Annotated in this window: 21 protein-coding genes; 4 read left to right on the forward strand and 17 right to left on the reverse strand. The window is 52.8% G+C overall.

Going from position 1 to position 15,713, the window contains the following annotated elements; all coding sequences use genetic code 11:
- Window positions 1-49 precede the first annotated feature (49 nt).
- Window positions 50-961 carry a DUF808 domain-containing protein gene (locus OGX98_RS04535; protein WP_200012797.1) on the forward strand — a complete coding sequence of 304 codons (912 nt, stop codon included), beginning with the start codon at window positions 50-52 and terminating at the stop codon, window positions 959-961.
- 77 nt (window positions 962-1,038) lie between these two features.
- Window positions 1,039-1,221 carry a YodC family protein gene (locus OGX98_RS04540; protein ID WP_045444360.1) on the forward strand — a complete coding sequence of 61 codons (183 nt, stop codon included), beginning with the start codon at window positions 1,039-1,041 and terminating at the stop codon, window positions 1,219-1,221.
- 206 nt (window positions 1,222-1,427) lie between these two features.
- Here the strand turns inward: OGX98_RS04540 and yodD are convergent, their stop codons facing one another.
- Window positions 1,428-1,655 carry a YodD family peroxide/acid resistance protein gene (gene yodD / locus OGX98_RS04545; protein WP_045444359.1) on the reverse strand — a complete coding sequence of 76 codons (228 nt, stop codon included), beginning with the start codon at window positions 1,653-1,655 and terminating at the stop codon, window positions 1,428-1,430.
- Between the two features lie 163 nt (window positions 1,656-1,818).
- On the opposite strand from yodD, the gene dsrB reads away from it, so the two are divergent.
- Window positions 1,819-2,007 carry a protein DsrB gene (gene dsrB / locus OGX98_RS04550; RefSeq protein ID WP_045444358.1) on the forward strand — a complete coding sequence of 63 codons (189 nt, stop codon included), beginning with the start codon at window positions 1,819-1,821 and terminating at the stop codon, window positions 2,005-2,007.
- A gap of 54 nt (window positions 2,008-2,061) precedes the next feature.
- Here dsrB and rcsA read toward each other — a convergent pair whose 3' ends face one another.
- The 14 genes from rcsA to fliF form a co-directional block, all read right to left on the reverse strand.
- Window positions 2,062-2,685 carry a transcriptional regulator RcsA gene (gene rcsA / locus OGX98_RS04555; RefSeq protein ID WP_045444355.1) on the reverse strand — a complete coding sequence of 208 codons (624 nt, stop codon included), beginning with the start codon at window positions 2,683-2,685 and terminating at the stop codon, window positions 2,062-2,064.
- Window positions 2,686-2,963: 278 nt separating this feature from the next.
- Window positions 2,964-3,758: a flagellar biosynthetic protein FliR gene (gene fliR, locus OGX98_RS04560; RefSeq protein ID WP_045444352.1), complete on the reverse strand. Its 795-nt coding sequence runs from the start codon at window positions 3,756-3,758 to the stop codon at window positions 2,964-2,966.
- An 8-nt stretch (window positions 3,759-3,766) separates the two neighbouring features.
- Window positions 3,767-4,036 carry a flagellar biosynthesis protein FliQ gene (gene fliQ, locus OGX98_RS04565; RefSeq protein WP_045444349.1) on the reverse strand — a complete coding sequence of 90 codons (270 nt, stop codon included), beginning with the start codon at window positions 4,034-4,036 and terminating at the stop codon, window positions 3,767-3,769.
- 9 nt (window positions 4,037-4,045) lie between these two features.
- Window positions 4,046-4,783: a flagellar type III secretion system pore protein FliP gene (gene fliP / locus OGX98_RS04570; protein WP_045444346.1), complete on the reverse strand. Its 738-nt coding sequence runs from the start codon at window positions 4,781-4,783 to the stop codon at window positions 4,046-4,048.
- Window positions 4,783-5,160 carry a flagellar biosynthetic protein FliO gene (fliO, locus tag OGX98_RS04575; RefSeq protein WP_136345466.1) on the reverse strand — a complete coding sequence of 126 codons (378 nt, stop codon included), beginning with the start codon at window positions 5,158-5,160 and terminating at the stop codon, window positions 4,783-4,785. Before fliO ends, fliP begins: the two co-directional genes overlap by 1 nt.
- Window positions 5,160-5,573, reverse strand: a complete 414-nt coding sequence (gene fliN, locus OGX98_RS04580; RefSeq protein WP_005127761.1) for a flagellar motor switch protein FliN — start codon at window positions 5,571-5,573, stop codon at window positions 5,160-5,162. The genes fliO and fliN overlap by 1 nt, the downstream gene beginning before the upstream one ends.
- Entirely contained in the window at window positions 5,570-6,574 is a 1,005-nt protein-coding gene (fliM, locus tag OGX98_RS04585; RefSeq protein ID WP_045444342.1) for a flagellar motor switch protein FliM, read from the reverse strand. The genes fliN and fliM overlap by 4 nt, the downstream gene beginning before the upstream one ends.
- A gap of 4 nt (window positions 6,575-6,578) precedes the next feature.
- A complete protein-coding gene (fliL, locus tag OGX98_RS04590; RefSeq protein WP_045444339.1) occupies window positions 6,579-7,046 on the reverse strand; it encodes a flagellar basal body-associated protein FliL in 468 nt (155 codons plus the stop codon).
- A gap of 104 nt (window positions 7,047-7,150) precedes the next feature.
- A complete protein-coding gene (gene fliK / locus OGX98_RS04595; RefSeq protein WP_286594897.1) occupies window positions 7,151-8,365 on the reverse strand; it encodes a flagellar hook length control protein FliK in 1,215 nt (404 codons plus the stop codon).
- Window positions 8,362-8,805, reverse strand: coding sequence for a flagellar export protein FliJ (gene fliJ, locus OGX98_RS04600; protein WP_045444334.1), 444 nt, complete (start codon window positions 8,803-8,805; stop codon window positions 8,362-8,364). The genes fliK and fliJ overlap by 4 nt, the downstream gene beginning before the upstream one ends.
- A gap of 21 nt (window positions 8,806-8,826) precedes the next feature.
- Window positions 8,827-10,197: a flagellar protein export ATPase FliI gene (gene fliI / locus OGX98_RS04605; protein WP_045444331.1), complete on the reverse strand. Its 1,371-nt coding sequence runs from the start codon at window positions 10,195-10,197 to the stop codon at window positions 8,827-8,829.
- Window positions 10,197-10,904 (reverse strand): flagellar assembly protein FliH, encoded by a 708-nt coding sequence (fliH, locus tag OGX98_RS04610; RefSeq protein WP_045444329.1) that lies wholly within the window; start codon window positions 10,902-10,904, stop codon window positions 10,197-10,199. The genes fliI and fliH overlap by 1 nt, the downstream gene beginning before the upstream one ends.
- Window positions 10,897-11,892, reverse strand: a complete 996-nt coding sequence (gene fliG / locus OGX98_RS04615) for a flagellar motor switch protein FliG (protein ID WP_045444327.1) — start codon at window positions 11,890-11,892, stop codon at window positions 10,897-10,899. The genes fliH and fliG overlap by 8 nt, the downstream gene beginning before the upstream one ends.
- Window positions 11,885-13,564 carry a flagellar basal-body MS-ring/collar protein FliF gene (gene fliF / locus OGX98_RS04620; protein ID WP_045444324.1) on the reverse strand — a complete coding sequence of 560 codons (1,680 nt, stop codon included), beginning with the start codon at window positions 13,562-13,564 and terminating at the stop codon, window positions 11,885-11,887. The genes fliG and fliF overlap by 8 nt, the downstream gene beginning before the upstream one ends.
- A gap of 216 nt (window positions 13,565-13,780) precedes the next feature.
- Here fliF and fliE point away from each other — a divergent pair, with 216 nt between their 5' ends.
- Window positions 13,781-14,095 (forward strand): flagellar hook-basal body complex protein FliE, encoded by a 315-nt coding sequence (fliE, locus tag OGX98_RS04625; RefSeq protein ID WP_045444321.1) that lies wholly within the window; start codon window positions 13,781-13,783, stop codon window positions 14,093-14,095.
- Between the two features lie 45 nt (window positions 14,096-14,140).
- Here the strand turns inward: fliE and yedF are convergent, their stop codons facing one another.
- Together yedF and yedE are read right to left on the reverse strand one after the other, a co-directional pair.
- Window positions 14,141-14,374 carry a sulfurtransferase-like selenium metabolism protein YedF gene (gene yedF, locus OGX98_RS04630; protein ID WP_000790504.1) on the reverse strand — a complete coding sequence of 78 codons (234 nt, stop codon included), beginning with the start codon at window positions 14,372-14,374 and terminating at the stop codon, window positions 14,141-14,143.
- Window positions 14,371-15,576, reverse strand: coding sequence for a selenium metabolism membrane protein YedE/FdhT (gene yedE, locus OGX98_RS04635; RefSeq protein WP_225761101.1), 1,206 nt, complete (start codon window positions 15,574-15,576; stop codon window positions 14,371-14,373). The genes yedF and yedE overlap by 4 nt, the downstream gene beginning before the upstream one ends.
- Window positions 15,577-15,713 lie beyond the last annotated feature (137 nt).

Below are 15,713 nucleotides of genomic sequence, written 5' to 3' on the forward strand. Positions count from 1 at the left end.
TTTACTTCATACTTACGACTGCAAAAAAATAATATTGAGGGTAAAAATTTTGGCAGGAAGTAGCTTACTCACTTTACTTGATGATATCGCCACGCTTCTCGACGATATCTCCATGATGGGAAAACTGGCCGCGAAAAAAACAGCGGGAGTGTTGGGGGACGACCTGTCGCTCAATGCGCAGCAAGTGTCGGGGGTACGCGCTAACCGCGAGCTTCCGGTTGTATGGAGCGTGGCAAAAGGATCTTTCGTCAACAAAGTTATCCTCGTGCCGTTGGCGTTGTTGATCAGTGCTTTCATACCCTGGGCTATCACGCCGTTACTTATGATTGGCGGGGCGTTTCTCTGCTTCGAAGGAGTGGAGAAAGTCCTTCATACTCTGGAAGCCCGCAAGCACCAGGAAACCCCTGTGGAACGTCAGCAACGTCTTGCCACCCTTGCGGCGCAGGATCCACTGACTTTTGAGAAAGATAAAATCAAAGGGGCCGTGCGTACCGACTTTATTTTATCTGCTGAGATTGTCGCGATTACTTTAGGTATTGTGGCGGATGCACCTTTGCTGAATCAGGTGCTGGTACTTTCTGGTATCGCCTTAGCGGTGACTATTGGCGTGTACGGCCTGGTTGGCATTATCGTCAAGCTTGATGACATCGGATACTGGCTGGTAGAAAAGACCAGTACGCTCGCGCAGTTAACAGGTAAAGGGCTGCTGGTAGTCGCGCCCTGGCTTATGAAAACGTTGTCCGTAGTCGGTACTCTGGCGATGTTTCTGGTGGGTGGCGGAATTGTGGTGCACGGCATTGCGCCGTTACATCATGCGATTGAACATTTTTCGCAGCAGCAAAGCGCATTTATCGCGCTGATGCTTCCGACCCTGCTTAACCTCGTCCTCGGTTTCATCATTGGCGGTATCGTGGTGCTGTTGGTGAAAATGGTGGCAAAATTGCGCGGTGTTTCGCACTAAATGTTCTGTGGCTGGTTACGCAAAACTGCTCTTTGTCGTCTAAGGTGAAAAGGTTTCTCTTGATACAGGGGGCAGGTATGGTCTTTTCTGTCAGTGAGGAAGTTACCGCGAAAGAGGGCGGCCCACGTATGATCGTTACCGGGTATGCCAGCGGTATGGTGGAGTGTCGCTGGTACGACGGCTTTGGCGTCAAGCGGGAGGCGTTCCGCGAAGATGAACTGGTGTCCGGTGAACGAAGACCGCTTAGCCAGGAAATCTGAATATATCGCTCAAACGTAACCCGGTGATATCTCAATCATTAGTTATATTTATCATTTTGGTGAGAATTATTTACTTGTCAGACAAAAAAATTGCAGATAAGGTTGCCAACACATCAGATTTCCTGGTGTAACGAATTTTCAAGTGCTTCTTGCATAAGCAAGCTTGATCCCGACCCGATAAGGGCCGGGATTTTTTTCGCCCATAGTCAGCGATTGATCTCAGACACGCTGAAATCATGGATATCAAGCTCGAACGCTTCAGCCAGTTCATGCCATGTGTGGTAATCACGACCGTCAACGCTAACGCGTTCCGGGTCATCGTGGCTTCGGTGAATTTCGCTCTCGCAGATTTCGTTGATTGCCTTCAGCAAAGCGTCCACATCGACGCCGACTTCGCGTTTGGCCGTATCGCTGTACTCTTTCGCGGTTTTCATCCTCATACCTCTCAACCGTTACGGATATCGGGCGCGCGCCGCAAAACCTCTGATGCACGCTACTTAAGTATAGACCGTCGAGAAAACCCGCAATCACACGCGCCAGGCGCTGCCAGAAAAAGGAATTTGTTCTACACTGGCACAAAGCCACAGGAGGAAAACTATGAAGGTGAATGATCGGGTTACAGTCAAAACGGACGGCGGACCTCGTCGACCGGGCGTGGTACTGGCAATCGAAGAGTTTAGTGAAGGCACAATGTACCTGGTTTCGCTGGAAGACTACCCGCTCGGTATCTGGTTCTTTAATGAGTCAGGACATCAGGATGGTATCTTTGTGGAAAAACTGGAGTGATGTAAGTCTTTCGGGTTTATTCTGACTGGTGGAAGACCCACCAGTCAGAACGTTTTACCGCATATTCACAAAGATCCCGTTGGTGACGTTATCGGTGAGTCGAACGACGTGATAGATAACCTGCTTATTATGCGTCTTAATCTTCCTTTTTATATTCCCCTTATGGGATGACACCGTCTTTGCCTTGATATTCATTTGATCGGAAATCTGAATTGTTCCCTGACCCGCCATCCACATACGTAGCATACTGGATTCGGTGCGACTTAATGATAATGTCGGCAGTTTTACATCAACGACAATATCGACTTCCTTTTTCAGAATATCGCCAAGAAGTTCATCCAGTGAATCGGGCTTAATCGATTTAGAACTAATCAATAAATTTTTTCTTACTAAGAGATACTCATCAAAATGTACGTTGGCAATTGCCATAAACACAATAAATAATGTACTGGGATGTTGATTAATGATTTGCTTTATTTGCTGACTGTTATCTGGATCGTGGATGAAACAGTCCTCATTAATAAACACCACAGCAGGGTGCAGTGATTCGCAGGCGATGCGGAGTTCGTCAACGGTTGAAATATCGTTGATTTCCCTTTTCCTCACCCCTCGACTTACCAGATACCCGGTCAACCCTAACCGGGTGTAACTGCATAGATCCATAATAATCGTTGACATGGCATACCCTCACTCAATGCGTAACGATAATTCCCCTTACCTGATTATTGCATCACAACTAAACGGAATAATAACTACCCAAGATGACGCTTTCGCTGTTTTTCAGGCGAAATTACTATCCCGTAAAGTTGAGTATAATTTGCCAGGAAACATCTTAAAGTAAAGTAAATGTTGCGATATGTGAGTGAGGCTAAAACAAATAAACCGCGACAGATATATCCTGGTGGATGTTGTTGGTTTATAAATTTAGGACAATCCTTAGTAAAACAGGATAAAAGTTATGGACTATTATTTACAGGCATTTCGCTGACGATATCTGCCAACAAATTAAAAATTTCACTGAATAATCGCTCACAAAATGGTGCAATTAATGGCATCAGGGCGGCCATTAATGAAATACCCACGGTCAGGGTCAGCGGAAAGCCAATCACAAATACCGACAACTGTGGCGCCATACGATTTAGTAATCCGAGTGCGAGGTTGAGGGTAAGCAACAAGGTCATTACCGGCAGGGCAAGCATCAGTCCGTTGAGGAAGATTAAGCTGCCTGCGCGGGCGAGGGCGAGAAACGCATTACTGTTAACCGGATTGCCCCCTATGGGCAGGGTATGAAAGGTATCCACCAGCAGTGAGATCAGCCATAAGTGACCGTTAAAGGTCAAAAACAGCAACATTGCGAGCATATCCATCAGTCTTGCCAGCACAGGCATATTCAGACGACTTCCTGGGTCGAAGAAGGTGGCGAAGGAAAGGCCCATTTGCAGGCCGATTAATTCACCGGCTGTACGAACCGCGGCAAATGCAAACTGCATAGTGAATCCTAACGCGATACCGATCAGGATTTGCTGCATCGCCAGCCATAACGCCCCGGCGGAAAAAATGGGGACGTCAATCGAGGGAAGTGACGGGGCGATAACAATGGTTATCATCAGTCCCAACCCCAGTTTCACCCGTTTGGGTATCGCACGCTCACTGAGAATTGGTGCTGTAGAAATGAGCGCCAGCACGCGCAGCAGTGGCCAGAAGTAAAGATTCAGCCAGTGGAGCCACTCAACGCTGGTCACCTGCAGCATAGTGTTGTCTACCCGATGATATAGGGGATATTGCCGAACAACGTACGTACGTAGTCGAGCAACAGGTTAAGCATCCACGGGCCGGCAACGATGATGGCAATAAAGACGGCGACGATTTTGGGAATGAAGGACAGCGTCATTTCGTTAATCTGGGTTGCTGCTTGCAGAATACTGATGATAAGCCCCGTGACGAGAGCCACCAGCAGCAAAGGTGCGGCGAGGGCAAGGGCAACTTTCATTGCCTCTGTGCCCATCATCATGACCGATTCAGGAGTCATTTCGCGCCTCTAACTGTAAAAGCTTTGTGCAAGCGAGCCGACAAGCAACTGCCAGCCATCAACCAGCACAAACAACATCAGCTTAAATGGCAGCGCAATGGTGGCAGGTGGCACCATCATCATCCCGAGCGCCATCAGTACGCTGGCGATAACCAGATCGATGATCAGGAAGGGAATGAAAATAGTAAAACCTATCTGAAATGCTGTTTTCAGTTCACTGGTGACGTAAGCGGGAAGCAAAATACGCATGGAAACCGCTTCCGGTCCCTGTAACGGTCCGCTGTTTGCCAGGCGCGCAAATAACGCCAGGTCAGCTTCACGGGTCTGGCGTAGCATAAATTCACGCAACGGCTGAGCACCTTTCTCCATTGCTTCCTGCATGGAGATCTTCTCTTCGCTGAACGGTTGATACGCGTCAACGTAGATTTTGTCGATCACCGGAGACATGATGAAAAAAGTCAGAAACAGCGCCAGTCCGAGCAGAACCTGGTTGGGTGGGGCGGACGGTGTTCCCAGCGCGTTACGCAAAAGACCGAATACGATGATGATGCGGGTGAAGCTGGTCATCATCAGTAAAATAGCGGGCAGGAACGTCAGGGAGGTGATAAACACCAGCGTTTGTACAGGCAAAGACCAGCTCTGACCTCCGCCGGGCAACGGTTGGCTGACAAGGCCAGGAAGCTGGGCGAAGGCGGCAGGACTGATCAGCCACAAGCCTACCAGCGTGAGGGAAAACAAACGGCGCATCAGGATCTCCCGGGACGCTTGAGCAAACTCTTCATCATGGCCTGGAAATCCGCAGGGGAGGCCGGTTTTTCTTCTGCAATAATGGGCGCAGGGGGGAGGGTGTGCAGTACGTTTATCTGTGATGCAGTGACGCCCAGCACCAGGCGCGCATCCTCGACCTCAACAATGACCACGCGCTCGCGCGGACCTAATGAAGTGCTGGCCGAGACTTTTAGCCCTCGCGTACCGGTCCCTTTCGGTGCAAATCCCAGACGTTTAATGACCCAGGCTGCCGCCAGGATCAACACGATGATCCCGAGCAGCGCGCCACTTACCTGTACCAACGGAGATCCGGATACAGCGGCTGGCTGAGAAACAGTGGCCTGGGTATTCATCATTAACGACTCAGACGGCGCATACGTTCAGACGGCGTAATAATATCGGTGATACGTACACCGTATTTATCCGCGACAACGACGACTTCGCCCTGGGCAATTAGATAACCGTTGATCAGAATATCCAGCGGTTCCCCCGCCAGGCCGTCCAGTGCAACGACGGAACCCTGCGTCAGACGCAGCAGCTCTTTAATGGTCATGCGCGTGCGCCCCAGTTCGACGGTCAGTTTGACCGGAATATCCATGATCAGATCGATATCCTGCAGAGCACCGCTGACGTCGCCACCGCCTAGCTGCTGAAATACTGCATCGGCCGCACTTTTAGTTGTGGTTGTTTTTTGCTCGTTTAACGCGTCAGCCCACAGATCGTCCAATGCGCCAGTGTTCTCATCGGACGGATTATTCATATCACTCATTTGGGCTGTTCCTCATTCAGCGAATTCAAAATCGGGTTTATCAAATGTTCTACGCGTAACGCATACTGACCGTTTACGGTGCCATATTGGCTGGTCAGCACAGGCACGCCGTCCACATGAGCAATAATGCGGTCGGGTTTTTCAATCGGCAGTACATCGCCGGGTTTCAGCTTTAAAATCTGGGATAGCCGCAGCGGAATGTCGGCAAAGTTTGCCACCAGCTCCAGCTCAGAATGCTGAACCTGACGCACCAGATTATTGCGCCAGTTCTGATCTTCATTACGCGAGTTTTCCAGCGGCGGGTTAACCAGTAGTTCGCGTAAAGGTTCAATCATGCTGAATGGCAGACAGATGTTAAATTCACCGGTCAGGTTGCCAATCTCAACATGGAAGGGCGTATTCACGACGATGTCATTGGGTGATGTGGTGATATTGGTAAACTTCACCTGCATCTCGGAACGAACGTACTCCACTTCCAACGGGTTGATCGCTTTCCATGCGTCGCTGTAGCTTTCCAGCGCCAGCTTCAGCATGCGATTGATCACGCGCTGTTCAGTATGGGTAAACTCGCGCCCTTCCACTTTTGTCGGGAAACGGCCATCACCGCCGAACAGGTTATCGACGGCGATAAACACCAGACTTGGCGAGAACACCACCAGACCCGTACCGCGTAGTGGTTTCAGGTGGATTAAGTTCAGGTTGGTCGGAACCGGTAAGTTACGCGCAAACTCGTGATATGGCTGGATACGGATCGCACCCACGGTAATATCCGGGCTACGGCGTAGCAGGTTAAATAACCCCATCCGGAACTGGCGCGCAAAACGTTCGTTAATAATCTCCAGCGCTTGCAAACGCTCACGTACTACGCGGCGTTGCGTATTGGGATCATACGGACGAATATTGCTTTCGTTTGCAATACCGGAAATGGGTTCGTCTTTAGTTTCGCTATCGCCGTTAAGCAATGCGTCAATTTCAGCCTGAGAAAGAATACTGTCGCCCATGTCTTTACCGCAGAATAAAAGCTGTATAAAGAACGTCGGTGACAACCTGTTTTGGTTGCCCGACAACGAGCGGAGTCGCGAGTGTCTCTTTGATGGCGGCAATCAGTTGTTGCTTGCCTTCCTCAGTGGAGAGCGTGGCGGCATTCTGACGAGAAAACAGCAGCAGTAAACGGCTGCGTACTTCCGGTAGATATTCGTTAAGACGTGCGCGCGTAGCTTCGTCTTTCATGCGTAGCGTAACGCCGATATACAACACGCGATCCGCATCGCCCAGATTGACGGTAAACGTATCCAGTGCAAAAAATACCGGGGCCGGCGGTGGGGCTGGTTCCGCTTTGACGCTGGCGGACGGCTGCTGCTGCATGCGCCAGTAGCTATATCCCGCAGTTGCGCAGGCGGCGAGGGTAATTAACACCAGCAGAGGGATCCAAATAGCGCGTTTACTCTTTTTGTTAATCGCGGAGTCAGTCATCAGATACGGGCTTCCTGTTTCGGTACAGCTTATGGGCTGATTATCCCGTGTCCTGTCCACGACAAAGCGTGGAAAAGACGCGGATAATCATGCTACCTCTGGCGTTAGGCGAAGATGTCTACTGCGCCATCACCGCGCGCAATGGCTTGCAACGAGGCCGGTGCTGCCATCATTGCTTCATCTTCGGAGGCAAAAAGATCTTGCCCGTGGGCACGACCAGTCTGTTGCTGCTGGGCAGATGACTGCTGTTGACCGGCAAAACTTTCGCTGCTGATGCTACTTTGCCCCAACTGGATCCCGCTTTCAGCCAACTGAGTGCGCAGCATCGGTAATGCCGCTTCGAGTGCCGCTCGAACATGGCTATGAGGCGACATCATTTGCAACTGCGCCATGTTGTCATCGAGCTTGAGAGAAATTTGTACCTGACCCAAATCCTGCGGATGCAGACGCAGTTCGGCGCTTTGCTGGCCCTGACGAGTGAACAACGTAACGTGCTGGCTCAGCGATTGCTGCCATTCGTGGCTACCCAATGGCGCGCTCAATACCGGTGCGGCTGTGGGCAGTGGCTGCGCGTGTGTTTGGCTGCCAACTGGCGGTGCTATTGCTACACTCGCGGTCGTTGGCGAGGGGGCGCTCTCGATCTCAGTTCTGGCAGCAGCGGCAGCCGCCAACGGTGTTAATGTCGGATTACTGGCCTGATCAACGCCACTGGTGTGTACTGCGGTATCCGTTTTACCTTTTTTCATGTCACCTGCTGCGAGCGCCGCGGTATTATCAACATTAGCACCGTTCGCATTGCCGCGTAACAGGGTGGTCAGGGCGGTATCGGCCGGTGCAGTCGGTGTGTCAGCGGCTGGCGTAACGGCTGGTTGACCTGGCAGCATGGCGAACAGCGCACTCAGCTTGGCGAGATCTTCATCGCTCAGCGTTGTCGTTTTTTCGTCCTGTTGGGCGGCCTTGCTCAACGTTGACAGGGCATTGACTTTCAGCGACGGGGTAAGTGCTGACAGCAGTTGCTGTGCGTCAGTCAAATCGCCCAGCGTGGCATCTGTCTGCACCTCTTTTTGTGCCAGGAGGTCGGCTAGCTTTGCTGTTTGCGTGGTGTCGCCATTTTTTTGCAGCAATCCCTTTTGCAGTTTGCTTCCTGCCGCCTGTAAATCCGCAAGGGACAGTGGCGCATCTTTACCCTGCGCGTCGCCCGCGCCTAGTGCGCCAGCCAGCAGAGCTAAAAAATCCTCGGGTGAATCTACCGCTTTTCCTGACTGAAGACCTGCGGCTACGTCGGTGTCGGTGGTGATCAGTTGGGGCAAAGTAATCATTCGGGTTTCCTCATAGCTGCACGCTGAGCAAATTCATCCATTTTCTTCTGATCCAGTCGGTTTTCAGCCAGTAAGGCCGCCGTGGTCTGTCTGTCCTGCAGAGTCTGCCATGCCTGAAGCCGTTGCTTTTTATCGCGCCAGCTGTTGAGCGCCTGGTCAACTTTCTGCGTCCACTGATTAAGCTGTTGGCGATGCTGTTCAATCGCTTTTTCCAGCGTTTGAATAAATTGCTGGTAGTTAATCCAGCGGTTACTGGTAATACCCTGACCCATATCGCTATTAAGATTGGTACGGTACTCATGCTGATAATCGATCAGCATCTTCAACTGTTCTTCCGCCTGCTGACATCCACGACGCATTTCTCCCAAAAGAATCGCGGCGTCATCTACCTCTTTTTCAGCCAGGTCTTTCAGCGTTGCCAGCGCACCATGTTGTGCCATGACCTATGTTCTCCTGCTTTATCACACCCCAGGGAAAATCAGATCCAAAGCCTGCAGGGAGTCTTCCCAGTCGGCTCGTTCAAAGATGCCTTGCTGTAAAAATGCTTCCAGTTGCGGCCACAAGGCGATGGCTTTATCCAGCATCGGATCGCTGCCTTTGGCATACGCGCCCACGCTGACTAAATCGCGGTTACGCTGGAAACTGGACAGTAGCTGTTTAAAGTTACGCACCCGCGCATAGTGTTTTTCACTGATGAGCGCGGTCATTGCGCGGCTGATTGACGCCTCGATATCTATTGCCGGATAGTGGCCAGCTTCAGCCAGATGACGAGACAGGACAATGTGTCCGTCAAGGATCGCACGGGCGGAGTCGGCTATCGGATCCTGCTGGTCATCACCCTCGGTCAGTACGGTATAAAATGCGGTAACTGAACCGCCGCCGTGAATACCGTTCCCGGCACGTTCCACCAGCGCAGGCAATTTCGCAAACACCGATGGCGGATAGCCTTTGGTCGCGGGCGGTTCGCCGATAGCCAGAGCAATCTCACGCTGCGCCATCGCGTAGCGGGTGAGGGAATCCATAATCAGCAGCACGTGCTGACCGCGATCGCGAAAATCTTCGGCAATGCGTGTGGCATAAGCGGCACCCTGCATACGCAACAGCGGGGACACATCCGCCGGAGCAGCAATCACCACGGAGCGTGCGCGACCGTCAGCCCCGAGAATATTTTCGATAAAGTCTTTAACTTCGCGACCACGTTCGCCGATCAGGCCAACGACGATAACATCGGCTTGGGTGTAACGTGCCATCATGCCGAGCAGGACACTTTTACCGACGCCGGAACCGGCGAAAAGTCCCATACGCTGACCTCGTCCAACGGTTAACAGCGCATTGATTGGTCGCACTCCGGTATCCAGCACGTGTTCAATCGCGGTACGTTGCAGCGGGTTAAACGGTGGCGTGATTAACGCACCGGTTTCCGTAGTATCGGGAGCGGGCAGGCCATCGAGCGGTTTACCGCTTCCGTCGAGAACACGCCCCAACAGGGCCGGGCCAAGCGGCAATTGTTTTCCGCTTTGCAGTCCTTCACCTGCAATGTTTTTCGCGTAAACGCGTGCACCGGGCAGAACGCCTTCAACTTCTTCGAGCGGCATCAGAAACAGCCGTTGGCCGTTAAAGCCCACTACCTCGCTTTCAACTTCCTGAGTTTCAGTACCTTCCTGACGCTCAATGACGCAGGTTGCGCCCAGCGGCAGTTGTAAGCCTGTAGCCTCCAGTACCAGCCCCGTTGCACGGGTCAGGCGTCCGTAGCGACGCACAGACGGTAGCAGCGACATTTTCTCTTCGAAGTTATCCAGCGTATTGAGCCAGCGAGTCAGGCGCGTTGTCATTACACGACTCCTGGTGCTGCCAGGCGGCAAAGTTCTTGCCAGCGTGTAGCAACGCTGGCGTCAAGATCGCCTTCGTCGGCCGACACTTTGCACCCGCCATGGTGCAAAGTAGGGTCGCCGCGTAGCCGCCAACCGTGCAGGCTAAGGGTCGCGCCCAGCATCTCTTCTACACGCTGGAGATCGTCCGGGTGTACGCGTAACTGCGGTTTACCGCTGAACAGCGGCTCTTGTTGTAACAACTGCTGGATTTGTTTAATCAGCGCGGCGTTATCGACAATCGGTGTCTGACCAATAACCTGACGTGCTGCCTCCAGCGCCATCTGCATCAGGCGTGAGGCGATCACGCTGTCCAGCGCATCCAGCGTATTTTGAAACTCGCTCACCAGTTGCTGCATGCGGGCATGAATCGGCGCATGCTGAGCGCGGGCCTGGTTCTGACCTTGTTCCAGACCCTGTGCTAAACCATCCTGATAACCCTGCTCATGCCCTTTCTGTCGACCTTCAGCCAGACCGGCGTTATACCCCTGCTCATGGGCCTGGAGCTGCATCTGCGCCAGCTGTTGTTCAAGCTGCTGCTCAGCAGATAGCTGTGGCTCTTCTGCCTCTTCGGACAGCGGATCATCGCTGTGTTCGGCCAGTACAAACTCCGCCATTGGCGGTGCGAGATCGTCCGGTGTCCAGACTTTCCATGGCAGTTCGTTAGACATAGGTATCCTCGCCGCTGCCGATCACCATTTCGCCGGTTTCTGCCAGGCGACGCACAATAAGCAGAATAGCTTTCTGTTCGTTTTCCACCTGAGACAAACGTACCGGACCGCGGTTGGCGAGGTCGTCGCGCAGGATATCGGCGGCACGCTGCGACATATTGCGCAGGAACTTCTCGCGCAGCGGCTGTTCGGCACCTTTCAGGGCGATCAACAGCGATTCGGAATCCACTTCCTGCAGCAGACGCTGGATGCTGCGATCGTCGACATCCACCAGGTTTTCGAACAGGAACATCTCGTCGATAATTTTCTGCGCCAGCTCGCCGTCGAATTCGCGTACGGCGGTAATAACTGCTTCTTCCTGCTGTGTTTTCATCAGGTTGATAATTTCTGCTGCTGTTCTCACGCCGCCCATTTTGCTGCGTTTGAGGTTCTGACCGTCGAGCAGGCCGTTCAGTACTTCGGTCAGCTCAGCCAGTGCGGCAGGTTGCACGCCGCCGAAGGTGGCAATACGCAGCATCACATCGTGGCGTAAACGTTCGTCAAACAGCGCCAGAATATCGGCAGCCTGACCACGTTTGAGGTGTACCAGAATAGTGGCAATGATCTGCGGGTGTTCGTCGCGGATAAGGTCGGCGGCGCTTTGTGGCTCCATAAAGTTGAGCGTTTCAATGCCGCTGGTGGTATCGCGAGTTTCCAGAATATCTTCCAGCAGGCTGGAGGCACGTTCTTCGCCCAGCGCTTTCACCAGGACAGAACGCAGGTATTCGTTAGCGTTGATGTTCAGCGCCGCGAACTGTTCTGCTTCTTGCTCAAACTCGGCCAGTACATCCGTCAATTGCTTATTGGAGATCTGCCGGACATTGGCCATCGCCGTACTGAGTGCCTGAACTTCGCGCGTGGAAAGGTGCTTAAACACCTCAGCCGCGCGATCTTCGCCAATGGTCATCAGTAAAATGACGCTTTTATCGGTGCCGCTAAGATTACTCATGTTCGTTATTTATCCACTGGCGGATGACCAGCGCCACGACGCGCGGATCGTTATCTGACATTTCGCGAATACGCTGGCTCATGACTTCTGCACCCAGACGCTGATTCGTACGACGTTGCTGGGTCTGCTCATCTTTGCTGAGACGAACTTCTACCGCTTCTTCGGTTTCCTGACGGACTCGCGTCTGCTCGTTCGCGGCTTTCGCCTCTTCGCTGCGACGCAGGAGTTGCGGACGTACTGCTTTACGCCACAGGATCCAGGCAACCAGCAGAACCAGTAACCAACGTCCGGCAACCATCAGCTGTTCAATAAAGGACTGCTGCTGCCAGAACGGTAACTCTCCGCCTGTTTCGTCTGTCGCCGTGAAGGGTGAATTCACCACGTTGAGGGTATCGCCGCGTTTATCGGAGAAGCCCATAGCTTCGCGGGTCAGGTCCTCAATTTGTTTCATCTGATCAGCGGTTAACGGCAGGGGCTTGCCATCCGGCAACGTTTTATAGTTGACCACGACCGCTACGGAGAGGCGTTGCACATCGCCCACATTCATCTTGGTGTGACGAATGGTACGGTCGACTTCGTAGTTGCTGGTCTCATTGCGCTGGGTATTACGCGGGCTAGTGTTGGCGTTATTGGCCGTCTGCGTCGTTTGTGCATTCTGTGCATTTTGCTGATTAGCCGGTGGCGTAGCGATTGGTGCGGTATTAGCCGGGGCTGGCTGATTAGACAACGCTCCTGGAACTCCGCCAGGATACCCACTACCTATCTGCTCGCTGACGTTCAACTGACGTGAACGCAGTACCGCCTGCGACTCATCGCCGTTCGGACTGTACTGCTCTTCGGTTTGCTCTTTGCTGGCAAAATCCAGCTGTGCGGTAACCTGCGCGTGGACGTTACCGTTACCGACGATAGGGGACAGGATCGATTCAATGCGACGCTGAACACGACTTTCAACATCGCTGGCATATTTCAACTGCGCATCGTTCAGATCGCGGCTGCTGGTATTCGACTGGGTTAACAGATGACCCGCCTGATCGACCAGCGTGACGTTGCCAGGCGGCAAACCCGCGACGGCACTGGAAACCAGGTGTGTTACCGCGCTAATTTGACCTTCATCAAGCGCCCGTCCCGGTTCAAGATTCACGGTGACAGAGGCAGAAGGTGATTTTTGCTCACGTACGAACAGCGAAGGTTTTGGCATCGCCAGGTGAACACGGGCGCGTTTGACCGGTCCCAAAGTTTCAATGGTACGGGCCAGCTCGCCTTCCAGCGCACGCTGGTAGTTCACTTGCTCGCTAAACTGGCTGATGCCAAATTTTTCCTGATCCAGCAGCTCAAAGCCCACCGCGCCACCTTTCGGCAGGCCTTGCTGCGCCAGGCGCAAACGCAGTTCATGGACTTTATCAGCAGGGACTTCAATAGCGCCGCTTCCCTCGGTGAAACGATAGGGAACGTTCATCTGCGTCAGTTGGGTGACGATTGCGCCGCCGTCCTGATCGGAAAGGTTGCTGAACAGTGTGCGGTAATCAGGCGCTTTGGCCCACAGGACCATCGCCACAATAATAGCGACGGCGGCAGCACCCGCCACAATCAGAGGAATTCTGGGATTCGCGCGCAGGCGATTTAACCACTCGAGAGGTTTAAGTTGGGTTGCAGTCGATGCTGTCGCACTCATCTCGCACCTCGTGGATTATCGTGGACGGCGTTTTTTGCAAAGTGGAACAAGACTCACTCCCGGGTCAGCAAACTCGAAAAATTGACGGTCTCATTATTTGCGGTTTCTCATTTTTCTATGCGCCAAAAACCGAGGTTTTTTATCGTTATTTAGCGCCTTTATCTTATTGACGAGCTGGTAATCTCTGCTAAGTAAAAAAACATCCAGGGGATCAGTATGTCGGCAATACAGGGGATTGAAGGGGTCATCAGCCAGCTACAGGCTACGGCGACGTCAGCGAAAATGCAGGATATGCAGCCACAACCAACCGTGAGCTTTGCCGGTCAGCTGCATGCGGCGTTAGACCGAATCAGCGATGTGCAAACTGCCTCTCGCGTGCAGGCAGAAAAATTTACTCTGGGCGAACCCGGTATTGCGTTGAATGATGTGATGACCGATATGCAAAAAGCGTCGGTCTCAATGCAAATGGGCATTCAGGTGCGAAACAAACTGGTATCGGCGTACCAGGAAGTGATGAGCATGCAGGTGTAGTGAGCTGAAAAATCTCCCGCTGCACGACGCAACGGGAGTGTCTATCTACTTCTGAATCAGATAGCGAATCGTTGGGCCATCCTGCTGAATATCCAGCACTGTGTATCCGTGATTACGGGCATCCAGTGGGATATTGTTGATCGACTGCGGGCAATCGCTCACCACTTCCAGAATTTCACCTTTCTTCAACTGTGGCATCGCCTCCAGCGTTGCAACGGCCGGGTATGGGCACGGTTCACCAACCATGTCGAGGCGGTAATCAGGGACGATATTTTTCATGCGGATTCCTTAGCCGGCGTCAGCCCGGCACGGCGGAAGAAGCGTTTTTCCCAGCCAATGATCAGCATCAGCGCGGCAAACAACAGCAGATAAGTCACCAGCAGGCCACCGAGTGGACCAAAGGTATTAAGCAGATTCACTTTATCCCAACTGGTGGCAAGTGCAGGAGCAAAGTCATCCCAGTAGTACGCCAGAATGGTAGAGCCGATAACGTTACCCACACCGACCCACCAGTAGTGCACCTGACCCTCAACTGCTCGGTACATCCAGCCAGTTTCACAGCCGCCAGCCAGCACGATCCCAAAGCCAAACAGTAAGCCGCCGATCACTGCGTTGGGACCGGCCCACATGATCTTCGGCTCGACGCCCAGTTGTACATAGCTGAAAATACCGATGGCGCTGACCGCCATCCCGAAGATGATCGCTTTTGCCATATGGGTGCGCCCGGAAATCCACAGATCGCGGAAGGCCGAGGTAAAACAGATTTGCGCCCGTTCAATCAGCAGGCCAAAACCAACACCGAACAGCATGGCAAGCCCGAGCTTGGGTTTATCCATTGCCGTCAGCAGCGCCCAACCGATCATGCCGATAAACACCAGCATACCAAGGCGAAAGCGGCGACGAGCCTGCTCTGGTTTTTGCGTTAACGGTGATGCCGCGGACACTTTCTGCATTTTGACCGGAATACGAAACATTGGTAACAGGGTAAAGCGCGCGCCGAACCATGAACCAATCGCCGTAGCCAGTGCGAAGAACCAGGCATGCAGTGAGAACTGCGGAATACCGGTGAAAAACGCAGCAAGGTTACAACCCATGGCCAGACGTGCGCCGAAACCGGCAATCATCCCACCGATAATCGCCTGCATAATACGTACCCGGCTACGAGGCATGCGTAATTTAACGTTGTTGGCCCACAGCGCGGCGGCAAAGCAGCCACCGAACATACCGAGGATCATCATCCCGTCGATGCGGGTCAGCGGAGAGCCTTCGAGGTGGATCAGTTTGTAGTATCCCCACTCTTCGGCGTGAATGCCAAACAGTTGCAGGATTTGACCACCCCAGCGGGTGAATTCACCGGTAACGGCCCAGAAGGTACCCGTAATGCCGAAATAGTAAGTGGAGAGAATACCCGCCGCGATGACCGCAGGGGCAGGGGCCCAAAATTTAATTAACCAGGCCTGTTTGAAGTGTTGCCATGACATGCGTTTTGCCTCTGAACTCAGAAGGTATTTAACAAGAGTTGTGGATAGTACACCGTTCAGAATTTTTGACTATTAGTAATAAGAAGTATTATTGCCTGGATCAATATTTATCCGCACACCCGAAAGGCTGGCGACAT

The organism is Citrobacter sp. Cm046 (assembly GCF_030333065.1).
In the GTDB taxonomy this organism is placed as follows: Bacteria; Pseudomonadota; Gammaproteobacteria; order Enterobacterales; family Enterobacteriaceae; genus Citrobacter; species Citrobacter murliniae.

Coding starts and splice junctions, on each gene's coding strand:
- fliG (WP_045444327.1), bottom strand. CDS start 11,892: ATGAGTAATCTTAGCGGCACCGATAAAAGCGTCATTTTACTGATGACC.
- fliN (WP_005127761.1), bottom strand. CDS start 5,573: ATGAGTGATATGAATAATCCGTCCGATGAGAACACTGGCGCATTGGAC.
- fliE (WP_045444321.1), top strand. CDS start 13,781: ATGTCGGCAATACAGGGGATTGAAGGGGTCATCAGCCAGCTACAGGCT.
- fliP (WP_045444346.1), bottom strand. CDS start 4,783: ATGCGCCGTTTGTTTTCCCTCACGCTGGTAGGCTTGTGGCTGATCAGT.
- fliI (WP_045444331.1), bottom strand. CDS start 10,197: ATGACAACGCGCCTGACTCGCTGGCTCAATACGCTGGATAACTTCGAA.
- fliH (WP_045444329.1), bottom strand. CDS start 10,904: ATGTCTAACGAACTGCCATGGAAAGTCTGGACACCGGACGATCTCGCA.
- rcsA (WP_045444355.1), bottom strand. CDS start 2,685: ATGTCAACGATTATTATGGATCTATGCAGTTACACCCGGTTAGGGTTG.
- fliM (WP_045444342.1), bottom strand. CDS start 6,574: ATGGGCGACAGTATTCTTTCTCAGGCTGAAATTGACGCATTGCTTAAC.
- yedF (WP_000790504.1), bottom strand. CDS start 14,374: ATGAAAAATATCGTCCCTGATTACCGCCTCGACATGGTTGGTGAACCG.
- fliJ (WP_045444334.1), bottom strand. CDS start 8,805: ATGGCACAACATGGTGCGCTGGCAACGCTGAAAGACCTGGCTGAAAAA.
- fliQ (WP_045444349.1), bottom strand. CDS start 4,036: ATGACTCCTGAATCGGTCATGATGATGGGCACAGAGGCAATGAAAGTT.
- yedE (WP_225761101.1), bottom strand. CDS start 15,576: ATGTCATGGCAACACTTCAAACAGGCCTGGTTAATTAAATTTTGGGCC.
- fliO (WP_136345466.1), bottom strand. CDS start 5,160: ATGATGAATACCCAGGCCACTGTTTCTCAGCCAGCCGCTGTATCCGGA.
- OGX98_RS04540 (WP_045444360.1), top strand. CDS start 1,039: ATGGTCTTTTCTGTCAGTGAGGAAGTTACCGCGAAAGAGGGCGGCCCA.
- dsrB (WP_045444358.1), top strand. CDS start 1,819: ATGAAGGTGAATGATCGGGTTACAGTCAAAACGGACGGCGGACCTCGT.
- fliK (WP_286594897.1), bottom strand. CDS start 8,365: ATGATTACTTTGCCCCAACTGATCACCACCGACACCGACGTAGCCGCA.
- fliL (WP_045444339.1), bottom strand. CDS start 7,046: ATGACTGACTCCGCGATTAACAAAAAGAGTAAACGCGCTATTTGGATC.
- fliF (WP_045444324.1), bottom strand. CDS start 13,564: ATGAGTGCGACAGCATCGACTGCAACCCAACTTAAACCTCTCGAGTGG.
- yodD (WP_045444359.1), bottom strand. CDS start 1,655: ATGAAAACCGCGAAAGAGTACAGCGATACGGCCAAACGCGAAGTCGGC.
- fliR (WP_045444352.1), bottom strand. CDS start 3,758: ATGCTGCAGGTGACCAGCGTTGAGTGGCTCCACTGGCTGAATCTTTAC.